Genomic DNA, 25,802 nt, shown 5'->3' on the forward strand with positions numbered 1-25,802 from the left:
GCGTACGGCGGGGCCGGGGGCATGCAGGAGCACATGCCCGCCGACCCCGGGGCGTCCTACTTCTCGGTCACTCCGGCCGAGTCGAAGGTCGCCACCTCGTGCATCGCCCGCGCCGTGCTCTGGACCAGCGGAAGGGCCAGCAGGGCGCCGGTGCCCTCGCCCAGGCGGAGGTCGAGGTCGACCAGGGGGCGCAGACCCAGCTTGTTGAGGGCGGCGACGTGGCCGGGTTCGGCGCTGCGGTGGCCCGCGATGCAGGCCGCGAGGACCTCGGGGGCGATCGCGCGGGCGACCAGTGCGGCGGCGCCGGCGCTCACCCCGTCCAGGATCACGGGCGTGCGCAGGGACGCGCCGCCCAGCAGGAGGCCGACCATCGCCGCGTGTTCGAAGCCGCCGACGGCCGCGAGGACCCCGACGGGGTCGGCCGGGTCGGGCTGGTGGAGTTCCAGGGCGCGGCGGACGACCTCGGTCTTGCGGGCGAGGGTCTCGTCGTTGATGCCGGTGCCACGGCCGGTGACCTCGGCCGGGTCGGCGCCGGTGAAGACCGAGATGAGGGCCGCGGAGGCCGTCGTGTTGGCGATGCCCATCTCGCCAGTGAGGAGGGCCTTGTTCCCGGCCGCCACCAGGTCGCGGGCGGTCTCGATGCCGACCTCGATGGCCTGCTTGGCCTCCTCGCGGGACATCGCGGGGCCGGTCGTCATGTCGGACGTGCCCGCGCGGACCTTGCGGGGCAGCAGGCCGGGGGTGGCCGGGAGGTCGGCCACGACGCCGACGTCCACGATGCAGACCTCGGCACCCACCTGGTTGGCGAAGGCGTTGCAGACCGCGCCGCCGCCGAGGAAGTTGGCCACCATCTGCGCGGTGACCTCCTGCGGCCAGGGGGTGACGCCCTGGGCGTGCACCCCGTGGTCGCCGGCGAAGATCGCGACGGCCGCGGGCTCCGGGATCGGCGGCGGGCACTGGCGGGACAGCCCGGACAGCTGCGCGGAGATGATCTCCAGCATGCCCAGCGCGCCGGCCGGCTTCGTCATGCGCTTCTGCCGTTCCCAGGCCTCGCCGAGCGCCTTGGCGTCCAGCGGGCGGATCCCCGCGACGGTCTCGGCGAGCAGGTCGTGCGGGTCCTCGCCGGGCAGCGCGCGGCGGCCGTACGTCTCCTCGTGGACGACCCACGACAGGGGGCGGCGCTTGGCCCAGCCGGCCTGCATCAGCTCGGGCTCGTCCGGGAACTCGTCGACGTACCCGACGCAGAGGTAGGCGACGACGTCGAGGTGCTCGGGCAGGCCGAGGGAGCGCACCATCTCGCGCTCGTCGAAGAAGCTGACCCAGCCGACGCCGAGGCCTTCGGCGCGGGCCGCCAGCCACAGGTTCTCCACGGCGAGCGCGGAGGAGTACGGCGCCATCTGCGGCTGGGTGTGGCGGCCGAGGGTGTGGCGGCCGCCACGGGTCGGGTCGGCGGTGACGACGATGTTCACCGGCGTGTCGAGGATGGCCTCGATCTTCAGTTCCTTGAACTGCTTGGCCCGGCCCTTGGGCAGGGACTTCGCGTAGGCGTCCCGCTGCCGCATCGCCAGCTCGTGCATCGCGCGCCGGGTCTCGGCGGAGCGGATCACGACGAAGTCCCAGGGCTGCGAGTGGCCGACGGAGGGGGCGTGGTGGGCGGCCTCCAGGACGCGCAGCAGCACCTCGTGCGGGATGGGGTCGCCGCGGAAGCCGTTGCGGATGTCCCGGCGCTCGCGCATGACCTTCAGGACGGCCTCGCGCTCTGCGTCGTCGTACGCGGGGGCGGCGGGGCCGGTGGACTCCCTCACGTCCTCCACCGCGGCCGTGCTCTCTTCCTGGTCGGCGGCCCTGGTGTCCAGGTCCTCCGCGTTCTGCGCGGCCTGCGGTTCGGGCTCCTGCACGGGGGCGGCCTCCACGGCGGTGGGGTCCGGGGCGGTGGGGTCCGGGGCGGTGGGGTCCGGGGCGGTGGGGTCCGCTTCGCGGGGGGCGGGGATGTCCGCCGACGGGGCGACGGCGGGCGGCGCGGCCGGGGTCGCCCCGGGAACGGACGCTTGCTCCGCCACTGCTGTCCCGGGAACGGGCGCCTCCGCCACTGCTGCCTCGGGCACGGCTGCCTCGGGCACGGCTGCCTCGGGCACGGCTGCCTCGGGTGTGACTTCCGGGGTCACCGGCTCGTCGGCGGGGAGCACGAGGGCGTGCGGCGGGGTGGGAGCCAGGTGCGGGGTGGTCGGCACCGTGCCCTCCACCGGCACGAACTGGCCCAGCGGCTGATGCGGCTGGAGCTCCGGGGAGGGGACGTGCTCGGCGGGCTGGAGGGCGGACACGGCGGGGGTGACCGGCGTCGGGTCCGCCGGCGGTGCGTCCTGGACCGTCGCCACGACGGGGCCGGGGGCGTCCGGGAGCCGGGACGCGGGGTCCGCGGTGTGCGCGGGGCCCTGCGGGTGCTCCTGCTGCTGCGGCACCGGGCCGGGGTGGACGTCCTGGGCGGGCTGGGCGAGGGGTGCGTCCGGGGCGGACTCGGCGGGCCGGGGGTGCTCGGCGCTCGGAGCGGGCTCGGCGGGCGGTTCCGTCCCGGCGTGCTCCGGGGCCGTCTGCTCGGGCTCCGGCTGCTGGTCGGGCTGCCGGGCCGCCTGGTGGTCCGGCTGGACAGGGGCCGGCTCGGCGAGGGCGGCCTCGGGGGCCGGGGTCTCGGCGGCCGGGGACACCGGGGCGGGCACGACGACGTCCGGTGCCGGGGCGGGGGCTTCCGGCTCGGCGGGCGCGACGGTCATCGGCTCGGGCAGCGGCGTGGCCGCTTCCGGCGCGGGCGCCTCCGGAGCGGCGGGCGCCTCCGGAGCGGCGACCGCGTGCTCGGGCGCCTGGCCCGGGGCGGGCACGGCTCCGGCCGTCTGGGGCGCGTCCGGGGTCAGGGCCGGGCCTGCCGAGGGCTCCTGCGCGGGATCCGGCGCGACGACGGCCTCGGGCTCCTGGGGAGCCTCCGGAGCCTGAGGAACGAGGGGCACGGCGGCCTCCGCCGCCTGAGGAACGACGGCTTCGGCGGCCTCCGGGACCTGCGGAGCCGGCGCGATCTCGACGGCGGGTGCCTCGGGGGTCGCGGCGGGCGCCGGAGCCTCGGGGGCCCGCACCTCCGCCGGCGCCTCGGCCGCCTCGACGGGCGGCGCCGCCTCGTCATCGGGGACCGCGTCCGCCTCGGGGACCGCGTCCGCCTCGGGGGCCAGGGAAGCGTCGGGGACCGCGTCCGCGTCGGGCCCCTGGGGAGTCCCGGGCGCCGCGGCGTCCGGCACGGGCTCGGGTACCCGCGCCGCCGGCTCCGGGCCCGGTCCGGGCACGGCGTCGGCGGTCCGGGCCGGGTCCGCCGGCTGCGGCACCGGGGCCGTGGGCACGGCCGCTTCGGCGGCCGCGGGCTCGGCCGCCTCCGGTGTCCGGGGTGTCCGCGCGGGGTCCTCGGGCTGCGGCGCGCCCGTCTCCGAGGCCAGGCGGGCCATGACCGCCTGGGCCGCGCCCCGCTGCTCGGGCTGCTGCCGGGCCGCCGGGGCAACCGTTTCCGCGGGAGCCGTCCCCGGGGCGACCTGCGCCTGGCCGGCAGGCTGCGCGCCCCACGGCGCCGCCCCCTGCGGAGGCATGTCGCGCAGGTGCTGGACGTCGAGGTACTCCGGCCCGGAGGTGGGCGTGCCGGGGTGGCGCACCGGTGCGCCGGCGGGGCCCCGGTCGGCGAGGGAGCGGACCGGGCTCGCGGAGGTGTCGGGGATGGGCGGGCCGAGGTGCAGGGGGCGCCGCGGTGCCGCGGGCGGCGCCGAGGGGTTCGGGAGGCGGACGGCACCCAGGTCGACGGAACCGGTGTCGCGGCCCGCCGTCTCGTGCGGGCCGGGTTCGTGCACCGCCTCGACCACGGGCTCCGGCGCGGGCGGCGCCACCTCGTTGCCCCAGGCGCTCTGGGCGCCGGGCAGCAGCAACAGGTCTTCGTCCTGGGCGGTGGTCTCGGAGAGGTAGGTGTACGCGCCGGGCGCGGGGGCGCCCTGCTGCTCCACCATGCCTGCGTTCTCCGGCAGTCCCTCGCCCGGAACCTGGCCGGTGTCGGTCATGCGTACCCCTCGCCCATCGGTTAGTGCTCCTACGACCAGCTCACCCGGAACGGCGCACCGACCGCCCCGTAGTGAAGAACGAGCGTCCGTGCCCAGCGGCACGAGCGACCCGCCCGGAAAAGACGACAAAGCCATTCAGTGGCATTGTCGCGGCCGTTGCCGCGTCGCGACAGCTCGATCCGCGACGCTCCGCTGTGGACTGCGCCACGTTGCGCGCCCTCAGGTTCTGCCGTACCACACCCACCCCGAAACAGACGCGTTTTCCGGACATCGACCGACGAAAAGCCGGGTGCCCGAATGCGGTACGACGATCGGCCAGCCTACCGCGCGCGGGGGGACGACGGGATCACGGGGAGGGCGGACCGGGTCGGTCCGAACGGTCCGGCAGAACCCCGCTGAGCAGGAACGCGACGCTCCGCTCCGTCTCCGTCCAGGCCCGCGTGTCGAGTTCGACGGACTGGACGAGCGCGCACTCCACGCGGTAGCCGTGCTCGGTCAGGTCGCGGCCGACGAGTTCGGCGGCGTCGCGGGTCATGGCGTGGGTGACGATGCGCTGCGGGCGGCGGTCGGCGACCGCCGAGACGACGGCCGCTCCCCCGCCGCCGACGCGGACGACGTCCGGTTCGGGCAGGTCCTCCAGGACGTGCGGGGCGGTGCCGCGGACGATCTGGAGCTGGACGCCGAAGCGGCGCGCGGCGGCGTCGGTGCGGGCGCACGCCTCCAGGACGCGGTCGACGGCGATGACGGCCGCCCCGGCCCGCGCGGCCTCGGTGGCGAAGGCGCCGCTGCCGCAGCCGATGTCCCAGACGAGGTCGCCCACCCGCGGTCCGAGCCGGGCGAGTTGAGCCGCCCGCAGCAGCTCCGCCTCCCCTTCGCCCAGTCCGCCGCCGTACTCCCCGGCGGGCAGGGTCCAGCCGCGGGGGCCGGTGCCCGGGTCGCGGCCGGCGATCCAGCCGCCGTCGCCCGCCGGCGGTGTGCCGGTGGTGCCGCCGATGACGATGACGACGTTGGGGTCGCGCCAGGTGTGGTCGGCGGCCTTCTCGGAGGTGACGACGCTGACCTGCTCGCGGTCGGTGCCGAGTTCCTCGCAGACGACGAAGGTGCGGTGGACGCCCTCCAGGAGCAGTCCCAGCTCGGCGGGGCCGGCACCGGGTGAGGTGAGGACGGCGACCTTGGGGTGGGCCCGGCACACGTTCACCGCCCGGCGCAGGGTGCGCCGGTGGGCGACGACCACCTGGGCGTCGTCCCAGGGCATGCCGGCGCGGGCGAACGCGGCGGCGACGGAGGAGACGGCCGGGACGACCTCGACCTCCAGGCCGAACTCGGGTGCGCGCAGGGTCCGTACGACGCCGAAGAAACCGGGGTCGCCGTCGGCGAGGACGACGGCCGTGCCGCGGTGGCCGGCGATGCGGCGGGCGGCGAGGGCGACGCTGCCGAGGCGGATGCGTTCGGCGGCGGGGGGCACCTCGGGCAGGGCCAGGTGGTGGGCGGCACCGGCCACCAGGGTGGCGGCGCCCAGGGCCGAACGGGCGGCGGCGGTCAGCGGCGAGCCGTCCCAGCCGATCACCGTGACGCGGTCGGCCATCGTCGTCTGTCTCCCGGGGGTCTGCGCGGCTGGCGGGGCTCCGTGAGAGTACCTGGTCGCGCGGGGCGGGCGGCGGCGGCGCGGTGCCCCGAGGTCAGTTCCAGTCGCCGTACGACGGGTAGCCGCCGCTCTCCGTGAGGTGCTCCCCCGCGCCCTCGATGTCCTCCGGGAGGAGGCTCCACACGATGAAGTCGGTGCGCGCCTCGCTCCAGGTGCCGTCGTCGGCGCGCACGCGCGCTATGCAGGCGCCGCGCAGGACGCCCTCGCTGATGCAGCCGATCTTCTGCGCGACCTGCTGCGAGGCGGTGTTGTCGGCGGCCGTGCGCAGCTCGATGCGTTCGAGCTTCTGGTCGGTGAACAGCCACTGGGCGGTGGCGAGGGCGGCCTCCGAGGCGTAGCCCTCGCCGCGGGCCCAGGGGGCGATGATGTACGACAGCTCGGTGGACCGTACGTGCCAGTTGGTCCTGCCGAGCCGGATGACGCCGACGAGCCGCTGGGTGAGGAACTCGGTGACGGCGAGGTCGAGTCCGCGTCCGGAGGCGCGTTCGGCGGGGGCGTGCCCGGTGATCCAGGCGCGGGCGTTCTCGGCGGTGAAGGGCTGGGGGACGGAGGTCCAGGCCGTGACCTGTTCGTCGTTCATCATCTCGGCCAGTGCGGGCACGTCGTCCTCGTCGAGGGGACGCAGCACCAACCGCTCCGTGCTGATGGAGATGTTGGGGAAGGTGCTCGTCATGCGCCGCTCCGTAACCTTCGAAACCGTCAGGGTCCGACCTGGTTGGCCGTCAGGCCCGCTGAACTGCTCAGCATGCAGCATGAAAGCACCGGGTCGCATCACGGGGTCCGCACCGGCGGACGGCGCGGACCCCGTGATGAACTTGTTCGTGTACGTCAGGACTTGACCGGCCGGGACGGAGTCGGAACCCGTGTCAGAAGGACGCGATGACGGAACCGGCGTACTTGTCCTCGATGAACTTCTTGACCTCGGCGGAGGTGAGGAGCTTGGCGAGCTTCTGCACGCGCGGGTCGTCCTCGTCGCCCTCCTTGACGGCGAGGAAGTTGCCGTAGGGGTTGTCCGTGGCGGACTCCAGGACGAGGGCGTCCTTCGAGGGCTTCAGGTCGGCCTCGATGGCGTAGTTGCCGTTGATGACGGCGGCGTCCACGTCGTCCAGGGAGCGCGGGGTCTGGGCCGCCTCCAGCTCCTTGAACTTGAGGTTCTTCGGGTTCTTGCTGATGTCGGCGGGGGTCGCCGAGTTGCCCGCGCCGTCCTTGAGCGTGATGAGGCCGTTCGCGGCGAGCAGCTTCAGGGCGCGCGCCTCGTTGACGGTGTCGTTCGGAACGGCGACGGTCGCGCCGCTCTTGAGGTCGTCGACGCTCTTGAACTTGTTGGAGTAGAGGCCGAGCGGCTCCAGGTGGACCGTGACGACGGGCACGATGTGGGTGCCGTTCTTCTTGTTGAAGTCGTCGAGGTAGGGCTGGTTCTGGAAGTAGTTGGCGCCCACCGAGCCGTCCTCCGTCGCCGTGTTCGGCGTGACGTAGTCGGTGAACTCCTTGACCTCCAGGTCGAGGCCCGCGTCCTTGGCCAGCTCGTCCTTGACGAAGGTGAGGATCTCCGCGTGGGGGACGGGGCTCGCGGCGACGATCAGCGGGCCGCTCGTGTCGGCGGAGCCGGAGCCGGAGTCCTTGTCCGAGCCGCACGCGCTGAGCCCGAGGGTGAGGGCTCCGACGGCGAGGACGGCGGTGGTGATCTTGGCGGTGTTACGCACGAAAAGTGCCTTTCCTGAGGTGGTGCGTCCCCGCGGTGGGTGTGCGGGGAGAACAGAGGGGGTGGCGCGAGGGGTGTGGTCGGGGGGCGCGGTCAGCTCTTCCTGACGGCGTCGGTGGCGACCGTGCCGGACAGGACGCCGCGCAGCGGCCTGAAGAGGAGCAGCGGACCGCCCTTGCCGGTGCGCCGGTGCAGGGAGCGGGCCGCGAGGTCGCCGCCGAACTGGAGCAGGGAGATGACGACGGCCAGGACGGCGACGGTGATCCACATCAGGCCGGTCTCGAAGCGCTGGTAGCCGTAGCGGATCGCGATGTCGCCCAGGCCGCCCGCACCGACGGTGCCCGCCATGGCGGAGTAGCCGATCAGGGCGACGACGGTCGTGGTGGCGCCGGAGATCAGGGACGGCAGCGCCTCGGGGACGAGCACGCTGCGGACGATCTTCCAGGTGCTGCCGCCCATGGACTGCACGGCTTCCACGAGTCCGCCGTCGACCTCGCGGACGGACATCTCCACCAGGCGCGCGAAGAAGGGGATCGCGCCGATCGCGAGCGGCACGATGGCGGCCTCGCGGCCGATGGTCGTTCCGGTCAGCCAGCGGGTGAAGGTCATCAGCGCGACCATCAGGATGATGAACGGCATCGAGCGGGCGATGTTCACGACCTGCCCGATCACCTTGTTGGCGACGACGTTCTGCAGCAGGCCGTCCCGGTCGGTGAGGACCAGGAGGATCCCGAGCGGAAGACCGCCGACGACGGCGATGAGCGTGGACCAGCCCACCATGTAGAGGGTGTCCCAACACGCCTGCTCCAGCAGGGGCTGCATTTCGGACCAGGTCACTTGGCACCGTCCTTCACCAGCTGGGGCCGCTCGTCGGCGGCGCCCGGCACGTCGATCCGAAGACCCTGTTCGCGCAGGAAGCCGATCGGCACCACGTTGTCCTCGTAGCGGCCGGGCAGTTCGATGCGCATCCGGCCGACCTGGAGGCCGCCGACGGTGTCGATGGCCGCGCCCAGGATCGAGATGTCGATGTTGTAGGTGCGCGACAGCTGGGAGATGACCGGCTGGGTGGCGGCCTCGCCCTGGAAGGTGACGTCGAGGACGGTCCGGTCGCCGCCGGTCGCCTCGCCGCCCACCGGGAAGAGCGCGGCGGCCAGCTGGGAGCCCGGCGTGGCGAGCAGCTCGCCGACGGTGCCGGACTCGACGACGCGGCCGCGCTCCATGAGCGCCGCGGAGTCGCAGATCGACTTCACCACGCCCATCTCGTGGGTGATGAGCAGGACCGTCAGGCCCAGCTGCCGGTTCAGGTCGCGCAGCAGCTGGAGGATAGAGCGCGTGGTCTCCGGGTCGAGGGCGCTGGTGGCCTCGTCGGAGAGCAGCACCTTGGGGTCGCCGGCGAGGGCGCGGGCGATGCCGACGCGCTGCTTCTGGCCGCCGGAGAGCTGGGCGGGGTAGGCGCCCGCCTTGTCGGCGAGACCGACGAGGTCGAGCAGTTCGAGCGCCTTGCGGGAACGTTCCTTCCCGGACTTTCCGAGGATCTCCAGCGGCAGCTCGACGTTGTCCCGCACGGTCCGCGACGACAGCAGGTTGAAGTGCTGGAAGACCATGCCGATACGGCTGCGCGCCTCGCGCAGTTCCCGGCCGGCGCGCGGGCCGCGGCCGGCGAGGGCGGTGAGGTCCTGGCCGGCGACGGTGACCGTGCCGGAGGTGGGGCGCTCCAGGAGGTTGACGCAGCGGATCAGCGAGGACTTGCCGGCGCCGGACTGGCCGATGACGCCGTACACCTCACCTTCGCGGACGTGCAGATCGACGCCGTCGAGGGCGGTGACCTCACGGCCGCGCGAGCGGTAGACCTTGCTCAGGCCCGTGGTGGTGATCACGTGGGTTTCCGTCACTGTCGAGTGCGCGGGCGTGGGTGTGCCCGGGCACGGATGCATTCGGTCAGGGACGCGACACGGTTCTCGCGGTGGCGAGGGGACCGGGGGAGAACATGTGCGCGATGGGTCTCCCCGCGCCGTCCAGGCAGTGGGGGAGGTGCCTCGTCACGTACTCGGGCGCATGGACGTGCCACGGCGTCTCGCTTCGGGGCGCGAGCTCGGAGGTGGCGCGGGGGCCCTCTAACAGGCGCACATTCGACACATACAACGAGCACCGGGCGTCATGGTCGCCTCGGTCGCAAGGGTGCGGCAGCTCGTCGTGGTCATGCGATCAGTAAAGCAGACCCACGGTCCTGACAAGACCCGGCCGTCCACATGCTGGACAGTCGTGGACAGCGCGCCCACACAAACGGAGCCCTCCACTCCCCCGCCGCCGACCAGCGCGGACAAGGAGGGCGGGACCTTCTCGCGAGGGCCGGACCGGGTCCGCGGTCGGGGCGGGTTGTGGTCAACGCCACGGCCGCCGACCGGGTCCGGTTCGCGGCGCGGGCCCGGCCGTGGGGGCCGCATACGGCCGTAATAAGGTCACTGCATGCTCGCTGCCCTGACGCTGACGACCGGTGTCGCCGCGCTGCTGCTCGCCGCCTGGTGCGGCTGGGCGGCCTACCGTGACCAGCCGACGAAGGACTGGCACTTCATCGGGATGGCCGTGGTCTCGGTGCTGGCGCTGGCGCAGCTGGTCGTCGGGATCGTGCTGCTGGCGCGGGGCGAGGACCCGGCACAGGGCACGACGATCTTCGTGGCGTACCTGCTGGGCGCGTTCGCGTGCGTTCCGGCGGCGGGGTTCATGTCGCTGGCGGAGCGGACCCGGTGGGGTTCGGTGACGGTGGCGGCCGGCGGGGTCGTGCTCGCCGTCCTGGAGGTGCGGCTCCATGACATCTGGGGAGGCTGAGGTGACGGCCGTCAGGGAGAAGCCGGCGCGGCTGATCGGCGGGCCCGGTCTGCTGCTGGTCTGGTTCTACGGCGTGATGGTGGTCGGCGCGGTGTCGCGGTCGGCGTACCAGATCGCCACGGAGTTCGACCGGGCGCCGCTCGCGTACTCATTGTCCGCGGCGGCCGGTCTGGTGTACGGCTTCATCACGTACTCGCTGGTGCGGGGCGGGGAGACGGCACGCAGGGCGGCGCAGGTGTGCTGCGCCGCCGAGCTGGCGGGCGTGCTGGCCGTGGGCACCTGGACCCTGGTGGACCCGGGCGCCTTCCCGGACTCGACCGTGTGGTCGGACTACGGGATGGGCTACGTGTTCATCCCGGTGCTGCTGCCCCTGACCGCTCTCTTCTGGCTGCGGAAGGCGCGGCGGGCGGGCTGAGCCCGGGCGGTCAGGCCGCGGCGGCGAACCCGGGCGGTCAGGCCGTGGCGGCGAACTCGTCCGCCGACTTCTCCAGGACGATCATCGGGACGCCGTCCGAGCCCTTCGAGGTGCCCACCGTCCGGTAGCCGACCCGGCGGTACAGGCGGAGGTTGCTCTCGCTGCGGTGGCCGGTGAAGAGGCGGAACCTGAGGGCGCCGCGCTCCTCGGCCAGCGCCGATTCGGCCGCGCGCAGCAGCCTCGCGCCGATGCCGTGCCCCTGGAGGCGGGGGTGGACGCAGAGCCTGCCGATGGAGGCCGTGCCGTCCTCGGTGATCGTGCCGCGCACCGAGCCGACGACCTCCTCTCCGAGCCGCGCCACGTAGACGCAGTCGGAGGCCAGCTCCTGCCGGACGGAGTCGAGGGTCTGCACGAGGGGGGCGATGCGGTAGTTGCCGTACAGCGCCGCCTCGCCCTGGAAGCACAGGTATTGAAGCCTGAAGATCTGCTCGGCATCCTGCTCGGTTCCCACCGAGATGGTCACGCTCATGCCCATGTGCGCACGCCTCCCGCTCACCTGATCGCCTGTGGTCCTACACTCCTATCCCCGCGCTCCACGGGCCGCAACCTCCGGTCGGAGCGGACGTCGCCGACATGTCAGACATCTGGAACGTTCCGGTCCGGAACTTCCCTGTGAGATACCCAACTCCCCCGCGATCCGGCGGTACCTGAGGTCCCGCGGCGACAGCAAGGCGTCCAGGAGCCGCAGCCGGACGGCCTGTTCGAGGTCGGCGGGCTCGGGTCCGGTGGCGTGCGCCTCGGCGTCGGCCTCCGCCGCGAGCAGCGGGCGCGGGGCGGCGAGCGTGTCGTACGTCATGTGCGGCACGACGCGGCCGCCCGGGGGCGGGTTGCCCGGGCGGCCGGTCGTCACCCCGACGGGGTCAGGAGCCGTTGACGAAGTCCTCGCGGGCGAGGCGGCCCGTGTCCGGCTGGTCGGTGAAGACACCGTCGATCCCGGTGGCGAAGTACGCCTTGTACGCGCCGAACACGTCGCCGTAGGCGTCCGCGCCGGTGCCCTTGCGGAAGTTCGCGGGCAGGAAGGGGTTCTCGTTGCGCATCGTGTACGGGTGCAGGATGAGGCCGGCCGCGTGGGCGTCCTTCACCAGGGTGGTCGGCGTGGTGAGGTTGCCGGCCGCGTCCCTGGGGACGACCAGGTCGAGGGTGGGGCCGATGCCCTGGGCGTAGCCGGCGATCTCGCGCAGGCCCTCGCGGGTGACCAGGTCGGCGACCGTGCGCGGGTCGCCGGTCTCGACGAAGTCCCAGGGGCGGGTGGTGGCGCCGGAGAGCAGGACGACGAGCGGGTTGCCGACCATCCTGTTCAGGCGCCGGACGCTGGTCGGCTCGAAGGACTGGAGGATGACGGGCGCGTTCCGGCCGTCCTTGCCGTGCCTGCGCAGCAGTCCGGCGACGCGCTCCTCCAGGTTCAGGCCGAGCTTGCGGAAGTAGGTGGGGTGCTTCAGCTCGGGGTAGATCCAGACCTGCCTGCCGCGCTTGCGGGTCTGTTCGTCCTGCCAGCGCAGGACCTCCTCGAAGGTGGGGATCTCCCAGCGGCCGTCGTAGAGGGTGTTGTGGGGGCGGTTGGCGGGGATGCGCTCGGTCGCGCGGAGCGTCTTCAGCTCGGCGAGCGTGAAGTCCTCGGTGAACCAGCCGGTGGTGGAGACGCCGTCGAGGAGCTTGGTGGTCCGGCGGCCGGCGAACTCGGGGTGGCTCGCGACGTCCGTGGTGCCACCGATCTCCGGCTCGTGGCGGCAGACGAGGTGACCGTCCTTGGTGGGGACGAGGTCACCGGCCTCGACGATGTCGGCGCCGAGGTCGAGGGCGAGCTGATAGGAGCCGAAGGTGTGCTCGGGCCGGTATCCGCTGGCGCCGCGGTGGCCGATGATCGTCGGCACGGGAAGGCTGCGGATGCCCTTGCCGGCGGGCCGCGCCCCGGTCGCCCCCGCGGTGCCGGCGAGGCCCAGGGTCGTTCCGGCGGCGCCGAGCGCGGCGGCCGCTCCGAGGAACGCCCGCCGTCCGGTACCGCCCGTCCGGGCGTTCGAGTTCTGCGGCTCCTGCGACTCCTGCGTCCCCATGAGGGTCCTCCTGCCATCGGCTCGTCCCGTGCGCGCCGATCGTAGGTGCGCGGACATGACCGCCGGGAGACCTCGACCGGAACACCCGGGTGACGGTGGATGGCGCGTGCCGTACGGCGACATGACGGGGTGTCCGATTCGGTGGCGCGAGGCGGGGTACGCGGTCGGTACCGGCCGAGGCCGCACCCGGCCACCGGCACGGAGGCCGTGGGGGCCTCGCGGAGCTCGGGGGCGCGATGTCCGTCACATCGTTCCGTCCGTGTGTCGGGCCCGCGGCGGATCGGCCGTGCAGGTAAACGTAGGTCAACAGTGCGTAAGACCTCGGTGAACCCGATGTGCGCCGCCCCCGGCGGCGCGAGTATCGTCCTCACCTGCACAGACTCATACCGTTATCCCTTGACATCGGAGGGCCCGTTGTCCCGCTTCGCGCTCATCAAGGCAGTGCTCGGACCGGTCATGCGCCTGATGTTCCGCCCCCGGGTCGAGGGCGTGGAGCACATCCCGGGCGACGGTCCGGTCATCCTGGCCGGCAACCACCTGACCTTCATCGACTCGATGATCCTGCCGCTGGTCTGCGACCGGCAGGTCTTCTTCATCGGCAAGGACGAGTACGTCACCGGCAAGGGCCTCAAGGGCCGGCTGATGGCCTGGTTCTTCACCGGCGTCGGCATGATCCCCGTCGACCGTGACGGCGGCAAGGGCGGGGTCGCCGCCCTGATGACCGGCCGCCGGATCCTGGAGGAGGGCCGGGTCTTCGGGATCTACCCCGAGGGCACCCGCTCCCCCGACGGCCGGCTGTACCGGGGCCGTACGGGCATCGCCCGCCTCACCCTGATGACCGGCGCGCCCGTGGTGCCCTTCGCGATGATCGGCACCGACAAGATCCAGCCGGGCGGCTCGGGGATGCCCCGCCCCTCGAAGGTGACGGTCCGCTTCGGCGAGGCCATGGAGTTCTCCCGGTACGAGGGCATGGACCGGGACCGGTACGTGCTGCGGGCGGTGACGGACTCCGTGATGGCGGAGGTCATGCGGCTGTCCGGGCAGGAGTACGTGGACATGTACGCCACGAAGGCGAAGGCCGCCTGAGGACGCGCGGCGGGGGCGCGGCCGCCCCGCGGACGGCCGCGCCCCCGCGGCGGAGCCGCGGCCCGGCAGGGCTCCGCCGCAGGGCTCCGCAGCCCGGCCCGGTTCCCCGGCCCGGCCCGGTTCCGCAGCTCTCAGGTCCGGCTGTCCAGCCGCTGGCCCCGGAGCATGAACCACGCGGCCACCGCCGTCGTCAGGAGCACCGCCGCGCCCACGCCCGCCGCGATCGTGAGGCCGTCGACGAAGGCCCCGCGCGCCGACGCCAGTAGTTCCCCGGCCGTGGCCGCGGGCAGGCCCGCGGCCACCTCCACCGCCCCGCCCAACGATTCGTGCGCTCCCGCGGGCGTGCCCGGCGGGGACGGGAAGCCGCGGTAGACGCCCGTCACGATCGAGCCCAGGACGGCGATGCCGAGGGCCGCGCCCAGTTCGTACGCCGTCTCCGAGACCGCGGACGCCGAGCCGGCCTCCTCCTTCGGCACCGAGGACAGGATCACGTCGGCCGTGACCGTGAACGAGAGGCCCGCGCCCACGCCGACGACCAGCAGGGACGCTCCCAGCAGCGGGTAGCCGGTGCTCTCGTCGATCACCGTGAGGGCGGCCAGCGCCAGCCCGATCGCCGCGAGGCCGCCGGAGACGACCGCCCGGACCGAGAAGCGCCGGGCCGCGTGGCCGGCGAGCAGACCGGCGACCACCGCGCCGACCGCGGCGGGCAGTTCGGCGAGTCCTGCCTCCAACGGGCTCCTGCCCTGCACCAGTTGCAGGTACTGGGACAGGAAGAAGACCAGGCCGGACAGGCCGAGGACGGTCAGCAGGTCGGCCAGGACCGCCCCGCTGAAGCCGCGCTTGCGGAACAGGCGCATGTCCAGCAGCGGTACCGGCAGCGTCAGTTGGCGGCGGACGAAGCCGTACAGCGCCGCCGCGCCCAGCAGGGCGGCGCCGGCCGTGGCCCAGGTGAGGCCGTGGGCGGCGGCCTCCTTGACGGCGGAGACGACCGCGATCATGCCGACGAGGGAGAGCGCCACGCCGGTCAGGTCCCACGGGCCCGGGTCCGGGTTGCGGGACTCGGGCAGGGTCCGGACGCCGACCACGACGAGGACCGCCATCACGGGCAGGTTGATGAGGAAGACCGAGCCCCACCAGAAGTGCTCGAGGAGGAAGCCGCCGGCGATCGGACCGACCGCCGTGCCGGCGGAGGCCGTGGCGCCCCAGATGCCCACGGCCAGGCTCCGCTCGCGCGGGTCGTGGAAGAGGTTGCGGATCAGGGCGAGGGTGGCGGGCATCAGGGTCGCGCCGGCGACGCCGAGCAGCGCTCGGGCGGCGATCATCATCTCGGGTGTCGTCGCGTACGCGTTCAGCACGGATATCGCGCCGAAGGCGGTGGCGCCGACGAGCAGGACGCGCTTGCGGCCGATCCGGTCGCCCAGGCTGCCCATCGAGACCAGCAGACCGGCGATGACGAAGGAGTACACGTCGCCGATCCACAGGAGCTGGGTCCCCGAGGGTTCGAGGTCCTCGCTGATGTACGGGGTCGCCAGGCCGAGGACGGTCGCGTCGACGGCCACCAGCAGCACGGCGAACACGAGGACGGAGAGCGCGAGCCAGCGGCCGGAGCGCTTCACCGCCTCGTCCGGGGCCGCCGGCCGCAGCGTGCCGGTCATGCTTCCTCCCTCCTCAGTGCGCCGCCGAGCAGCAGCTCGACGATCATGTGGGTGAAGTCGTTGCGGGCGACGCGGCCTTCCGCGACCGCCCAGGCGCCGGAGGCCAGCAGGCCGTACAGGGCCTCGGTGAGCCAGGCCGGCGTCAGGTCGATGCGGAACTCGCCGTCGGCCTGGCCGCGCCGGAACAGGGCGGCGACACGGTCGTCGATCCTGGCCCAGCCCGCGTTCTGCTCCTCTCCCTCGAACAGCTGGTTCTCGCTGTAGAGGAAGGCCAGCAGGGCGGCCGCGGGTTCGATCTCGCGGACCACGCGGCGGACGGCCCCGCTCGCCGGGCCGTCGTCGGGGCGGGCCCGGTCCAGGGCGGCCTCGCACTCCTGGATGCCGAGCGCCTCCAGCGCCCGTACGAGCGCGTCGCGTCCGGCGAACTGCCGGTGCAGGGTGGCCCTGCTGATCCCGGCGGCCTTGGCGACCTCGTCCATGGTCGCGGTGGATCTGCGGGTCAGCAGGGCCGCGGCACTGCGCAGCACATGGTCACGGTCGACAGCCATGAGACGACATTAACCCATGTGAGACATAAATGTCTCACCGGCGGCATGCGCACCTCGCGTGGTGGCTCCGGGGTGACCTCTCAGTGCCAGGGCAGCCGGCCGCGCCGCTCCCAGTAGGCGGCCGGCTCCTCCGCCAGGGCGGCGAGCCGGGTCAGGCGGTCCTCGTCGATGTCGACGACGGCCGCGTGCAGGTTGGAGGAGAGCTGCGTGAGCGTCGCGGCGCCGGACAGGACGACCCCGGCCCACGGCTGCCGCAGGATCACCGCGAGGGCGACCGCGTCACAGCCGAGGCCGGTCTCCTCGGCCACCGCCCGGAGGGCGTCCGGTGCGTGCGGCCCGGCGAGACGGCCGTTGGCCATGCCCTCCTTGACGATCACCGTGAGTCCGGCGTCGTGGGCCTCGGCGAGGGCCGGACCGGCCGAGGTCTCCAGGACGTTGTACGTGGACTGGACGGTGCGGAAGAGGGGGGTGCCGTCGACCTCGACGGCGAGGGCGGCGCGGACGGCGTCGGCCTGGGCGGGACCGCTGGTGGAGAAGCCGACGGTGAGGCCCCCGGCCGCGGCCTCGGCCAGCCTGGCGTGGAGTTCCTTGTCGGTCAGCGCCGGGCTGTCCGGGGTGACCGAGTGGATCTGGTAGAGGTCGAGACGGTCACCGAGCAGGCGGGCCGTCTCGGCGCGCTGCCGCTCGTACGTCGCGAGGGTGTGGTCCTTGACCTCGTGCAGCTCGGCGTCGGTGCTCCACCCGGCGGTGTAGGTGTAGCCCCACTTGCTGCCGACGACGACGTCGTCCACCTCGGGGCGGGCCGTCAGCCAGTCGGCGAGGAACTCCTCGGAGCGGCCGTAGGAGCGGGCCGCGTCGACGTAGCGGACGCCCTGGGCGTAGGCGGCGTCGAGGAGTTCGTGGGTGCGGGCGCGCAGCGTCTCGACGCCGCGGTCGTCCCCGAGGTCGCGGTCCCGGCCGAGGTTGATGTAGCCGGGACGGCCGACCGCGGCGAGACCCAGGCCGATGTGGCAGGTGGGGGTCGTCGCTGCGGCGAGGCGGGCGAAGGGCATCGCGGGCTCCGTTGGGTCGGCTCCGGTACGGCTGGCGACCAACGTAACCCGCGACACCCCGGTGACGTCGGAGCCGCTACTTCTTGGCGTCCGCCCACCGGTGCTGGAGGGCCACGTCCGCCTTCACCTCGGCGAGCTGGACGGCGACCGCGCTCGGCGCCGTGCCGCCGCGGCCGCTGCGGGAGGCGAGGGCGCCGGGGACGTTGAGGACGGAGCGCACCTCGGGGGTGAGGTGGGCGGAGATCTTCGCGAACTGCTCGTCGGTCAGCTCGTCCAGCTCCTTGCCCTCGGCCTCGGCGGCCTTCACGCACTCGCCGGCGACCTCGTGCGCCACCCGGAACGGCACGCCCTGCTTGACCAGCCACTCGGCGACGTCGGTGGCGAGGGAGAAGCCGGCCGGGGCCAGTTCCTCCATCCGCTCGCGGTGGACGGTGAGGGTGGCGATCATGCCGGTGAAGGCGGGGAGCAGGACCTCCAGCTGCTCGCAGGAGTCGAAGACGGGTTCCTTGTCCTCCTGGAGGTCGCGGTTGTACGCGAGGGGCAGGGCCTTGAGGGTGGCCAGGAGACCGGTCAGGTTGCCGATCAGCCGGCCGCTCTTGCCGCGCGCCAGCTCCGCGATGTCCGGGTTCTTCTTCTGCGGCATGATCGACGAGCCGGTGGAGAACGCGTCGTGCAGGGTCACGAAGGAGAACTCCTTCGTGTTCCAGATGATGATCTCCTCGGCGATCCGGGAGAGGTTCACGCCGATCATCGCGGTGATGAAGGCGAACTCGGCGACGAAGTCGCGGGAGGCCGTGCCGTCGATCGAGTTGCCGACGCTGCCGCGCTCGAAGCCCAGGTCCGCGGCGACCGCCTCCGGGTCGAGGCCGAGCGAGGAACCGGCGAGCGCTCCCGAGCCGTACGGCGAGACGGCCGTGCGCTCGTCCCACTGGCGCAGCCGCTCCGCGTCCCGGGACAGGGGCTGCACGTGCGCGAGGACGTGGTGGGCGAAGAGGACCGGCTGGGCGTGCTGGAGGTGGGTGCGACCGGGCATCGCCACGTCCGGGTGGGCCTCCGCCAGGCCGATCAGGGCGTCCTGGAGATCGGCGACGAGGCCGCCGATGATCCGGGCGTGGTCGCGCAGGTACATCCGGAAGAGGGTGGCGACCTGGTCGTTGCGGGAGCGCCCCGCGCGGAGCTTGCCGCCGAGGTCGGGGCCGAGGATCTCCAGCAGGCCCCGCTCCAGGGCGGTGTGGATGTCCTCGTCGGCGACGGTGCCGACCAGGGCCCCCGAGGCCACGTCCGCCGCCAGCCGGTCCAGGCCCGCGAGCATGGCCGTCAGCTCGTCGTCGGTGAGCAGTCCCGCCTTGTGGAGCACGCGCGCGTGGGCGCGCGAACCGGCGATGTCGTAGGGCGCGAGCCGCCAGTCGAAGTGGACGGACGCGGACAGTTTCGCCAGGGCCTCGGCGGGTCCGTCGGCGAACCGGCCGCCCCAGAGCCGTACGTCACCGCTGTTGCTGCTCACTTGCGTTGCTCCTAGAGGGGGTGCGGGCGAACTCGGATCTTCGCAGGCCGACCGATGCTCTTCACAGGCTGACTCGTGCATGAGTATGCAGCCTTCCGCATGATTCGTCAATCGAGTCCGACGGGGGTCCGGGCACCCGCCGGACTCGCGGATGTTTTTGAAACGCCTTTGAACAACGGCAACCGCTTACCCGTACTCACCGCTGGACGCAGGCGCCGCGTTCGACCCACCCACTCCTGACCCAAGTGAGGCATCCGCATGTCCAGGGCTCTTCCGAAGTACAACAAGCGCCGTGTGGCGGTCATCGGCGGCGCCGCCGCTCTGGCACTGACCGGCGCGGTGGTCGTGAACTCCGCCCTCGCGGGGGAGACGTCCAAGAGCAACGGCACGAACGCCCGGACGCTCGCCTCCCCCGGAACGATCAGCTGCCCGGACGTGGCCTCCCAGCTGCCCGCGATCCCCGCCACCGCCAAGGCCGAGGTGGACCGCAACCTCGCCCTCCTCAACACCCAGATCGCCGAGGCCAACAAGCGCCTCGTCGACACCGTCGGCCAGGGCGGCCCCAACTTCGTCCAGAACGCCATCCTCGGCCCCCTCGAGGACAAGCGCGTCGCCACCGTCAACCGCATCGCGACCGCCATCGGCCGCACCGCCGCCAAGCCCCAGGGCCTCGACGCCCTCGCACCCTGCGCCCTCAACGGCGCCGCTGCGGCACCCGGTCAGCAGGCCGGGAACAACGGGAACGCAGGCAATAACGGAAACGCGGGCAACGCCGGGAACAACGGGAACGCGGGCAACGCCGGAGCCGCCGGAACGATCAACTGCCCGGACGTGGCCTCCCAGCTGCCCGCGATCCCCGCCACCGCCAAGGCCGAGGTGGACCGCAACCTCGCCCTCCTCAACACCCAGATCGCCGAGGCCAACAAGCGCCTCGTCGACACCGTCGGCCAGGGCGGCCCCAACTTCGTCCAGAACGCCATCCTCGGCCCCCTCGAGGACAAGCGCGTCGCCACCGTCAACCGCATCGCGACCGCCATCGGCCGCACCGCCGCCAAGCCCCAGGGCCTCGACGCCCTCGCGCCCTGCACGTTGAACAAGTGACGTGACAGGCGCGGTGGCCGCCCCGGGGAACGCCGTCCGGGGCGGCCGCCGCGGCGGCCGATCACGAAATCGCTCAGACATGCGAACGACTTTCCCGAATAATCGTCAGCCATGGGAAAGACCTATCAACGCATCGACGGCCGACTCCGCACGTTCATCGAGGAGCAGCCCCTCTTCTTCACCGCGACCGCGCCGCTGTCCGGCGACGGCACGGTGAACCTCTCCCCCAAGGGACTGAAGGGGTCGTTCGCCGTCCTCGACGAACACACCGTGGCCTACCTGGACTTCGCCGGCTCCAACGCCGAGACGATCGCGCATCTGCGGGAGAACGGCCGGATCACCCTGATGTGGTGCGCGTTCCAGGGGCCGCCGAACATCGTGCGCGTGCACGGCCGCGGCGAACCGGTCTTCCGTGACGACCCCCGCTTCACGGACCTCCTCGCCCACTTCCCCGACATCGACCCGACCCGGCACGGGCTGCGGGCGGTCATCGTCGTGCACGCCGAACTGGTCCGGGACACCTGCGGATACGCGGTGCCCTTCATGACGTACGACGAGGACCGGGATCTGCACGAAAAGCGGTTCGCGCGCGAGGACGACGAGTCGCTCAGCGCGTACTTCGCGAAGAAGGAACACGTGGCGACGAGCATGGACGGCCTCCCGGGACTCCCGCTCCCCCTGCCCCTGCGTCCGGTCTGACGCGGACGGGCGTGGTGCCGGGACCGGGCGGTTCACGGCCGGGCACGGCAGGCCGGTTCACGGCCGGGCGGTTCACGGCCGGGCGGTTCACGGCCGGGCGGTTCACGGCCGCCCCGGCAGGCCGGTTCACGGCCGCCCCGGCAGGCCGGTTCACGGCCGCCCCGGCAGGCCGGGCACGGTCGGCCCACCCGGCCTGCCGGGGCGGCCGCCGCCGCTTAGCGTCTGACCATGCGCCTTCGTGCCCTCGCCACCGCCCTCGCCTGTGCGTCCCTGCCGCTGCTCGGGGCGGCTCCGGGCACCGGCGGGTCGCCCCCGCTCCCCGCGCGGATGGCGGACACGGGCGGCGGCACCCAGCTGATCACCGCCGTCGCCCCGGGGACCGGCGCCACGACGGGCACCCTCGCCTGGTGGGACCTGCGAGACGGCCGGTGGGTACGGGCCGGTTCCGCACCGGCCCGGTTCGGCGCGAACGGGCTGGTCGAGGGAGCCGTGCGCCGGCAGGGCACCGAGACGACACCGACCGGGCTGTACGACCTGCCGTTCGCGTTCGGCGTCCAGGCGCCGCCCCGCGGGACGACGTACGCCCACCGGCGCGTGCACGAGGACTCCTGGTGGTGTCAGGACAACGCGTCCCGCTCCTACAACCGGTGGAGCGAACCGCGGGCGGCCGACTGCCGTGCCGCCGAGTCCGAGCACCTGATCGACTTCCGGACGCAGTACGCGCACGCCCTGGTGATCGGGTTCAACTACCGCGAGCCGGTGCGCGGCCGCGGGGCGGGGATCTTCCTCCACGTCGACGGGCGTGGCGCGACGGCGGGTTGCGTGTCGGTTCCGGTGGACGCGATGCGGCGGATCCTGGCGTGGGCCCGCCCGCGGGAGCGACCGCACATCGCGATCGGGACGGACGGCGGAGGGACGGCGATCACCCGTTACTGAACCCTCTGCAGAGCCCGCTGCTGAACCCGCTGCCGGGCGCCGGTGCCGAGCCCGCTGCCGGGCGCCGGTGCCGGGCCCGCTGCCGGGCGCCGGTGCCGGGCCCGCTGCCGGGCGCGGGTACGGACACCCGTTCCGCGGGCGCCGTCGAGCGGTGGACGACTCGGTACGACGCTGAACACTGTGCGGCCGTGACCCGTATCTGTGGGCCAAGGGTCCGCACCACGGAGGAACAGTGACCACGACGATCGCCGGCGGCCGTGCCGCCCGCCGCCAGACGATGCGGCGCATCCGTCCGCGCCGCTCCCCGGCCGTCCCGCTGCTGCTCGCCGTCTGGGCGGGCGCCGCGGGTGTGCTGTGGCTGTGGTGGGACAACACCGCGTCCATCGCGGACACCAACGGCAAGATCCTCAACGCCGGCCGGATCACCGGCCTGCTCGCCGGATACCTGATGGCCCTCGTCGTCCTCCAGATGGCCCGGGTGCCCGCGCTGGAGCGCCGGGTCGGCTCGGACCGGGTCGCCCGCTGGCACGCGATGACCGGCCGCTACACGCTCAGCCTCACCTTCGCGCACGTGTTCCTCATCATGTGGGGATACGCGCTCCAGTCCGGCAGGTCGCTCGGCGACATCGTGCAGCAGACGATCGACTCCGTGAACCAGCTGCCCGACATGGGCAAGGCGGCCATCGGCACCTCCCTGCTGGTGGTCATCGGCCTGGCGTCGATCGGCCCGGTGCGCCGCAGGATGCCGTACGACACCTGGTACCACGTCCACCTCCTGACGTACGCCGCGGTGTTCCTGACGTTCTGGCACCAGATCACCACCGGAAACGACTTCGCCGTCGAACCCGCCGCGAAGACCGTCTGGTACGCGTTGTACGGGTCGGTCACCGCGCTGGTCGTCTGGTACCGCGTCCTCACCCCGATCCGGCTGAACCTGCGCCACCGCATGTACGTCGAAGCGGTCATCGAGGAGACGCCCGGCATCGTGTCGGTGCTGATCGGCGGGCGCAAGCTGCACCGGATCGGCGCGGAGGCCGGACAGTTCTTCCGGTGGCGGTTCATGGCGCCGGGCATGCGGTTCAGCTCCCACCCGTACTCGCTGTCGGCGGCGCCCCGCCCCGAGCTGCTGCGCATCACCGTCAAGGCGATCGGCGACCACAGTTCCGCGCTGCGCGGTCTGAAGCCCGGCGTGAAGGTGTGGGCCGAGGGCCCGTACGGCGCGATGACGGCGTCCCGGCGCAGCCAGGGCAAGGTGCTGCTGGTGGCCGGCGGCGTCGGCATCACGCCGATGCGGGCGCTGTTCGAGACGCTCCCCGGCGCGGCCGGCGACATCACGCTCCTCTACCGGGCCAACAGCACTCAGGACCTGGCGCTGTGGGACGAGCTGGCGAAGATCGCCGACGAGCGGGGGGCACGGCTGATGTACGCCGTCAACAGCCCCGACGGGGAACGCCCCGACATCTCGGCGGAGTCCCTGCAGCGCAAGCTGCCGGACATCGGGGAGCACGACGTCTTCATGTGCGGGCCGGCCGGCTTCGCCCAGAACGTGTACGAGGCACTGCGCGGCGCCGGGGTGCCCGCCCGCCGCATCCACCACGAGTCGTTCGAGATGTGAGCGACGGACGGCCGGAGACGGACGGCCGGCGAGGGACAGCCGGCGAAGGCCCTCCGGCAACGGAACCGGAACGACGGACACCCGCGGATCCGCGGCAGGCAACGGGAAGCGACGGGAATCAGGAACGATGAAGAAAAGCCACCCTCTGCGGCGCGTCGTACTCGCGGGCGCGGCCACCGTGTCCGGGATCGTGCTGCTGCTGTCACTGAAGCCGGCGTCGGACCCCGGCTCCTCCCAGGCCGCCGGCGCGGCGGCTCAGGAGGCCGCCCAGGGCGGGGCCGCGGCGGCCGCGTCCGGGGCGATCACCGGTGAAGCGGCGCAGACGCAGTACGGCGCCGTACAGGTACGCCTGACCGTCGCCGACGGCAGGATCGCCAAGGCGGAGGCGGTCCAGGCGCCCAAGGGCGGCCAGAGCGACCAGATCACCGCCGACGCCGTACCCAAACTCAACCAGGCCGCCCTCACCGCGCAGAGCGCCGACATCGACGCCGTCTCCGGCGCCACCTTCACCAGCGAGGGCTACAAGAAGTCCCTCCAGTCGGCGATCGACAAGATGAAGGCGGGCGCGGGGGCCTCCCAGGGGGCGGCGGGCACCGCCCCGGTGTCCGGCACCTTCGACGGGGACGCCGCGCAGACGCAGTACGGGGCCGTGCAGGTGCGGATCACCGTCAGCAAGAACCAGATCACCAAGGCGGAGGCGGTCCAGGCGCCCAAGGGCGGGCAGAGCGACCGGATCACCGCCGACGCCGTCCCCGAACTCAACCAGGCCGTCGTCACCAAGCAGAGCCCCGGCATCGACGCCGTCTCCGGCGCCACCTACACCAGTGCCGGCTACAAGAAGTCCCTCCAGTCGGCGATCGACAAGGCCAACGCGAGCGCGGGGGCGCAGGGTTCGGGGGCCCAGCAGGGATCGAAGGCGCCGGAGGCCTCGAAGGCACCGGAGGGCTCGGGTAACGCCCAGGCGGGCGGCACCTTCACCGGGGAGGCCGCGCAGACGCAGTACGGCGCCGTGCAGGTCCGGATCACGGTCAGCGGCGGCAGAATCGCCAAGGCGGAGGCGGTCCAGGCACCCAAGGGCGGGCAGAGCGACCGGATCACCGCCGACGCCGTCCCCCAGCTCAACCAGGCCGCCGTGGCCGCCGGTACCGCCGACATCGACGCCGTCTCCGGCGCCACCTACACCAGCGCCGGCTACCGGGAGTCCCTCCAGTCGGCACTGGACCGGGCCGGTGGCTGACCCGGTGGCCGGGTCGTCGCAGACACCCGCCGTGGTGCGGCACGCGGAGGAGGTCATGGGGACCGTCTTCTCCTTCGACGTCCGCGGCGGGGAACCCGCGGCGGTGCGGGCGGCCCTCGACGAGGCGGTCGCCGGTCTGCACCGGGTGAACGAGGTGTTCAGCACCTACCGGGAGGACAGTCAGGTCTCCCGGCTGGCGCGCGGCGAGCTGACCGTCGAGGAGTGCGGCCCCGAGGTGGCCGAGGTGCTGGAACTGGGCGCGGAGGCGGAGCGGGCCAGCGAGGGCTGGTTCAGCGTGCGCTACCGGGACGGCCGGCTCGACCCCACCGGGATCGTCAAGGGGTGGGCGGCCGAGCGCGCGGCGCGGGTGATCGCCGCGGCGGGGGTGAGCGGGGTGAGCGTCAACGGCGGCGGCGACGTGCAGTTGCTGGGCGTCCCCGGTCCCGACCGGCCCTGGCGGGTCGGGGTGTCGGATCCGCTGCGGCCCGGCGGGCTGGCGGCGGTGGTCTCGGCGGCGGGGGCGGACGAGCTGGCGGTGGCCACGTCGGGGACGGTGGAGCGGGGGGCGCACATCGTCGACCCGCGCACGGGACGGTCGGCGGTGACCGACCTGATCGCCGTGACCGTCGTCGCGCCCCGGCTGACCTGGGCGGACTGCTGGGCGACGGCCGCCTTCGCGATGGGGTCGCGGGAGGGACTGCGGTGGCTGGAGTCACTCCCGGACGTGGAGGCGCTGCTGATCACGGCGGGGGACGAGGTGCGGTGCACGGGGGGTCTGGCGCGTCGGCTGGGCTGAACGCCGTTCGACCCGGCCGTTGGCCGGTGGCGGGAGCGTGGGTCGGTGCCGGGGGGCGTGGGCCGTGCGGCCCGGCGCCGGCACGTGCCGTCTGCGCCCACCCGTGCCGCCCCGGGCGACGCGCATGCCCGCAGACGGCGGCCGGTGACGACACGGGTGACCGCAGCGCCCCGCGGGCGCGACCGGCCCCCGCTCACCCGCGGGCGAGGGACCGGGCCGAACCGGCGGAGCCTCACGTGTACCGGCGGAGCCTCACGTGTTCTGGGCCAGCCTCAGCAAGTGGTCCGCCAGGGCCTGGCCGCCCGTCGGCTCCCGGCTGATGAGCAGCAGCGTGTCGTCGCCCGCGATCGTGCCGAGGATGTCGTGCAGTTCCGCCTGGTCGATCGCCGAGGCGAGGAACTGGGCCGCACCCGGCGGCGTACGCAGGACCACGAGGTTCGCGGAGGCCTCGGCGGAGATGAGCAGTTCCTGCGACAGCCGCCGCATCCGCTCCTCCTTCGCCGACCCCCCCAACGGCACTCGCGGCGTCCGGAATCCGCCCTCGCTGGGCACCGCGTAGATCAGGTCGCCGTCGTTGTTGCGGATCTTCACCGCGTTCAGCTCGTCCAGATCGCGGGAGAGCGTCGCCTGGGTGACGCTCAGCCCGTCGTCGGCGAGCAGTTTCGCCAGCTGGCTCTGCGAGCGCACGGGCTGCCGGTTGAGGATGTCCACGATCCGGCGGTGGCGGGCGGTGCGGGTCTGCGGCACGGCGGGCCCGTTGGCCGCCGCCTGCTCGTGGTCCTGCGCCTGGCTCAT

23 protein-coding genes are annotated in these 25,802 nt (G+C 73.3%); 9 read left to right on the forward strand and 14 right to left on the reverse strand.

Going from position 1 to position 25,802, the window contains the following annotated elements; all coding sequences use genetic code 11:
- Positions 1–56: 56 nt before the first annotated feature.
- The 6 genes from cobT to ACGFQC_RS26255 all read right to left on the reverse strand — a co-directional run bounded on the left by cobT (position 57) and on the right by ACGFQC_RS26255 (position 9,303).
- Complete coding sequence (gene cobT / locus ACGFQC_RS26230; RefSeq protein WP_363089140.1) at positions 57–4,079, reverse strand: nicotinate-nucleotide--dimethylbenzimidazole phosphoribosyltransferase; 4,023 nt, start codon at positions 4,077–4,079, stop codon at positions 57–59.
- A 346-nt stretch (positions 4,080–4,425) separates the two neighbouring features.
- Complete coding sequence (gene cbiE, locus ACGFQC_RS26235) at positions 4,426–5,664, reverse strand: precorrin-6y C5,15-methyltransferase (decarboxylating) subunit CbiE (RefSeq protein WP_363089141.1); 1,239 nt, start codon at positions 5,662–5,664, stop codon at positions 4,426–4,428.
- 94 nt (positions 5,665–5,758) lie between these two features.
- Positions 5,759–6,397 carry a GNAT family N-acetyltransferase gene (locus ACGFQC_RS26240; RefSeq protein ID WP_363089142.1) on the reverse strand — a complete coding sequence of 213 codons (639 nt, stop codon included), beginning with the start codon at positions 6,395–6,397 and terminating at the stop codon, positions 5,759–5,761.
- A gap of 193 nt (positions 6,398–6,590) precedes the next feature.
- Positions 6,591–7,427: a MetQ/NlpA family ABC transporter substrate-binding protein gene (locus tag ACGFQC_RS26245; RefSeq protein ID WP_363089143.1), complete on the reverse strand. Its 837-nt coding sequence runs from the start codon at positions 7,425–7,427 to the stop codon at positions 6,591–6,593.
- A gap of 92 nt (positions 7,428–7,519) precedes the next feature.
- Positions 7,520–8,263, reverse strand: coding sequence for a methionine ABC transporter permease (locus ACGFQC_RS26250; RefSeq protein ID WP_363089144.1), 744 nt, complete (start codon positions 8,261–8,263; stop codon positions 7,520–7,522).
- Complete coding sequence (locus tag ACGFQC_RS26255) at positions 8,260–9,303, reverse strand: ATP-binding cassette domain-containing protein (RefSeq protein WP_363089145.1); 1,044 nt, start codon at positions 9,301–9,303, stop codon at positions 8,260–8,262. The genes ACGFQC_RS26250 and ACGFQC_RS26255 overlap by 4 nt, the downstream gene beginning before the upstream one ends.
- A 589-nt stretch (positions 9,304–9,892) precedes the next feature.
- Between ACGFQC_RS26255 and ACGFQC_RS26260 the strand changes: the two genes are divergently transcribed.
- Together ACGFQC_RS26260 and ACGFQC_RS26265 are read left to right on the forward strand one after the other, a co-directional pair.
- Positions 9,893–10,252: a hypothetical protein gene (locus tag ACGFQC_RS26260; protein ID WP_363089146.1), complete on the forward strand. Its 360-nt coding sequence runs from the start codon at positions 9,893–9,895 to the stop codon at positions 10,250–10,252.
- Entirely contained in the window at positions 10,233–10,667 is a 435-nt protein-coding gene (locus ACGFQC_RS26265; protein ID WP_393288756.1) for a hypothetical protein, read from the forward strand. The genes ACGFQC_RS26260 and ACGFQC_RS26265 overlap by 20 nt, the downstream gene beginning before the upstream one ends.
- Positions 10,668–10,704: 37 nt before the next feature.
- Here the strand turns inward: ACGFQC_RS26265 and ACGFQC_RS26270 are convergent, their stop codons facing one another.
- The 3 genes from ACGFQC_RS26270 to ACGFQC_RS26280 all read right to left on the reverse strand — a co-directional run bounded on the left by ACGFQC_RS26270 (position 10,705) and on the right by ACGFQC_RS26280 (position 12,778).
- Positions 10,705–11,202, reverse strand: coding sequence for a GNAT family N-acetyltransferase (locus tag ACGFQC_RS26270; protein WP_363089147.1), 498 nt, complete (start codon positions 11,200–11,202; stop codon positions 10,705–10,707).
- Between the two features lie 45 nt (positions 11,203–11,247).
- Positions 11,248–11,523, reverse strand: coding sequence for a hypothetical protein (locus ACGFQC_RS26275; RefSeq protein ID WP_363089148.1), 276 nt, complete (start codon positions 11,521–11,523; stop codon positions 11,248–11,250).
- A 64-nt stretch (positions 11,524–11,587) separates the two neighbouring features.
- Positions 11,588–12,778 carry a glycerophosphodiester phosphodiesterase gene (locus ACGFQC_RS26280; protein ID WP_363089149.1) on the reverse strand — a complete coding sequence of 397 codons (1,191 nt, stop codon included), beginning with the start codon at positions 12,776–12,778 and terminating at the stop codon, positions 11,588–11,590.
- Positions 12,779–13,192: 414 nt separating this feature from the next.
- On the opposite strand from ACGFQC_RS26280, the gene ACGFQC_RS26285 reads away from it, so the two are divergent.
- The gene (locus tag ACGFQC_RS26285) at positions 13,193–13,864 is read left to right on the forward strand and encodes a lysophospholipid acyltransferase family protein (RefSeq protein WP_363089313.1); all 672 of its coding nucleotides are present in this window, start codon (positions 13,193–13,195) and stop codon (positions 13,862–13,864) included.
- A gap of 131 nt (positions 13,865–13,995) precedes the next feature.
- Here the strand turns inward: ACGFQC_RS26285 and ACGFQC_RS26290 are convergent, their stop codons facing one another.
- From ACGFQC_RS26290 to argH, 4 genes are all read right to left on the reverse strand, one after another.
- Positions 13,996–15,519 carry an MFS transporter gene (locus ACGFQC_RS26290; protein ID WP_363089150.1) on the reverse strand — a complete coding sequence of 508 codons (1,524 nt, stop codon included), beginning with the start codon at positions 15,517–15,519 and terminating at the stop codon, positions 13,996–13,998.
- Complete coding sequence (locus tag ACGFQC_RS26295; RefSeq protein ID WP_363089151.1) at positions 15,516–16,067, reverse strand: helix-turn-helix domain-containing protein; 552 nt, start codon at positions 16,065–16,067, stop codon at positions 15,516–15,518. The genes ACGFQC_RS26290 and ACGFQC_RS26295 overlap by 4 nt, the downstream gene beginning before the upstream one ends.
- 80 nt (positions 16,068–16,147) lie before the next feature.
- The gene (locus tag ACGFQC_RS26300; RefSeq protein ID WP_363089152.1) at positions 16,148–17,119 is read right to left on the reverse strand and encodes an aldo/keto reductase; all 972 of its coding nucleotides are present in this window, start codon (positions 17,117–17,119) and stop codon (positions 16,148–16,150) included.
- Between the two features lie 76 nt (positions 17,120–17,195).
- Positions 17,196–18,623 (reverse strand): argininosuccinate lyase, encoded by a 1,428-nt coding sequence (gene argH, locus ACGFQC_RS26305; protein WP_363089153.1) that lies wholly within the window; start codon positions 18,621–18,623, stop codon positions 17,196–17,198.
- Positions 18,624–18,881: 258 nt separating this feature from the next.
- Here argH and ACGFQC_RS26310 point away from each other — a divergent pair, with 258 nt between their 5' ends.
- From ACGFQC_RS26310 to ACGFQC_RS26335, 6 genes are all read left to right on the forward strand, one after another.
- Complete coding sequence (locus ACGFQC_RS26310; protein ID WP_363089154.1) at positions 18,882–19,724, forward strand: hypothetical protein; 843 nt, start codon at positions 18,882–18,884, stop codon at positions 19,722–19,724.
- 111 nt (positions 19,725–19,835) lie between these two features.
- Positions 19,836–20,423 carry a pyridoxamine 5'-phosphate oxidase family protein gene (locus ACGFQC_RS26315; protein WP_363089155.1) on the forward strand — a complete coding sequence of 196 codons (588 nt, stop codon included), beginning with the start codon at positions 19,836–19,838 and terminating at the stop codon, positions 20,421–20,423.
- 228 nt (positions 20,424–20,651) lie between these two features.
- On the forward strand, positions 20,652–21,359 hold the full coding sequence (locus ACGFQC_RS26320; protein ID WP_363089156.1) for a L,D-transpeptidase family protein: 708 nt from the start codon (positions 20,652–20,654) through the stop codon (positions 21,357–21,359).
- 232 nt (positions 21,360–21,591) lie between these two features.
- On the forward strand, positions 21,592–22,974 hold the full coding sequence (locus ACGFQC_RS26325; protein WP_363089157.1) for a ferredoxin reductase family protein: 1,383 nt from the start codon (positions 21,592–21,594) through the stop codon (positions 22,972–22,974).
- Between the two features lie 127 nt (positions 22,975–23,101).
- Positions 23,102–24,211, forward strand: a complete 1,110-nt coding sequence (locus ACGFQC_RS26330; protein ID WP_363089158.1) for an FMN-binding protein — start codon at positions 23,102–23,104, stop codon at positions 24,209–24,211.
- Positions 24,204–25,007: an FAD:protein FMN transferase gene (locus tag ACGFQC_RS26335; protein WP_363089159.1), complete on the forward strand. Its 804-nt coding sequence runs from the start codon at positions 24,204–24,206 to the stop codon at positions 25,005–25,007. Before ACGFQC_RS26330 ends, ACGFQC_RS26335 begins: the two co-directional genes overlap by 8 nt.
- A gap of 252 nt (positions 25,008–25,259) precedes the next feature.
- Here ACGFQC_RS26335 and ACGFQC_RS26340 read toward each other — a convergent pair whose 3' ends face one another.
- The gene (locus ACGFQC_RS26340; RefSeq protein ID WP_363089160.1) at positions 25,260–25,802 is read right to left on the reverse strand and encodes an arginine repressor; all 543 of its coding nucleotides are present in this window, start codon (positions 25,800–25,802) and stop codon (positions 25,260–25,262) included.

This window comes from Streptomyces sp. NPDC048734 (assembly GCF_043198675.1).
Lineage (GTDB): Bacteria > Actinomycetota > Actinomycetes > Streptomycetales > Streptomycetaceae > Streptomyces.

Excerpts from the sequence above, each read along its gene's own strand:
- cobT (WP_363089140.1), bottom strand. The coding sequence starts at position 4,079 with ATGACCGACACCGGCCAGGTTCCGGGCGAGGGACTGCCGGAGAACGCA.
- cbiE (WP_363089141.1), bottom strand. The coding sequence starts at position 5,664 with ATGGCCGACCGCGTCACGGTGATCGGCTGGGACGGCTCGCCGCTGACC.
- ACGFQC_RS26240 (WP_363089142.1), bottom strand. The coding sequence starts at position 6,397 with ATGACGAGCACCTTCCCCAACATCTCCATCAGCACGGAGCGGTTGGTG.
- ACGFQC_RS26260 (WP_363089146.1), top strand. The coding sequence starts at position 9,893 with ATGCTCGCTGCCCTGACGCTGACGACCGGTGTCGCCGCGCTGCTGCTC.
- ACGFQC_RS26265 (WP_393288756.1), top strand. The coding sequence starts at position 10,233 with ATGACATCTGGGGAGGCTGAGGTGACGGCCGTCAGGGAGAAGCCGGCG.
- ACGFQC_RS26270 (WP_363089147.1), bottom strand. The coding sequence starts at position 11,202 with ATGGGCATGAGCGTGACCATCTCGGTGGGAACCGAGCAGGATGCCGAG.
- ACGFQC_RS26275 (WP_363089148.1), bottom strand. The coding sequence starts at position 11,523 with ATGACGTACGACACGCTCGCCGCCCCGCGCCCGCTGCTCGCGGCGGAG.
- ACGFQC_RS26280 (WP_363089149.1), bottom strand. The coding sequence starts at position 12,778 with ATGGGGACGCAGGAGTCGCAGGAGCCGCAGAACTCGAACGCCCGGACG.
- ACGFQC_RS26290 (WP_363089150.1), bottom strand. The coding sequence starts at position 15,519 with ATGACCGGCACGCTGCGGCCGGCGGCCCCGGACGAGGCGGTGAAGCGC.
- ACGFQC_RS26295 (WP_363089151.1), bottom strand. The coding sequence starts at position 16,067 with ATGGCTGTCGACCGTGACCATGTGCTGCGCAGTGCCGCGGCCCTGCTG.
- ACGFQC_RS26300 (WP_363089152.1), bottom strand. The coding sequence starts at position 17,119 with ATGCCCTTCGCCCGCCTCGCCGCAGCGACGACCCCCACCTGCCACATC.
- ACGFQC_RS26310 (WP_363089154.1), top strand. The coding sequence starts at position 18,882 with ATGTCCAGGGCTCTTCCGAAGTACAACAAGCGCCGTGTGGCGGTCATC.
- ACGFQC_RS26315 (WP_363089155.1), top strand. The coding sequence starts at position 19,836 with ATGGGAAAGACCTATCAACGCATCGACGGCCGACTCCGCACGTTCATC.
- ACGFQC_RS26320 (WP_363089156.1), top strand. The coding sequence starts at position 20,652 with ATGCGCCTTCGTGCCCTCGCCACCGCCCTCGCCTGTGCGTCCCTGCCG.
- ACGFQC_RS26330 (WP_363089158.1), top strand. The coding sequence starts at position 23,102 with ATGAAGAAAAGCCACCCTCTGCGGCGCGTCGTACTCGCGGGCGCGGCC.
- ACGFQC_RS26340 (WP_363089160.1), bottom strand. The coding sequence starts at position 25,802 with ATGAGCCAGGCGCAGGACCACGAGCAGGCGGCGGCCAACGGGCCCGCC.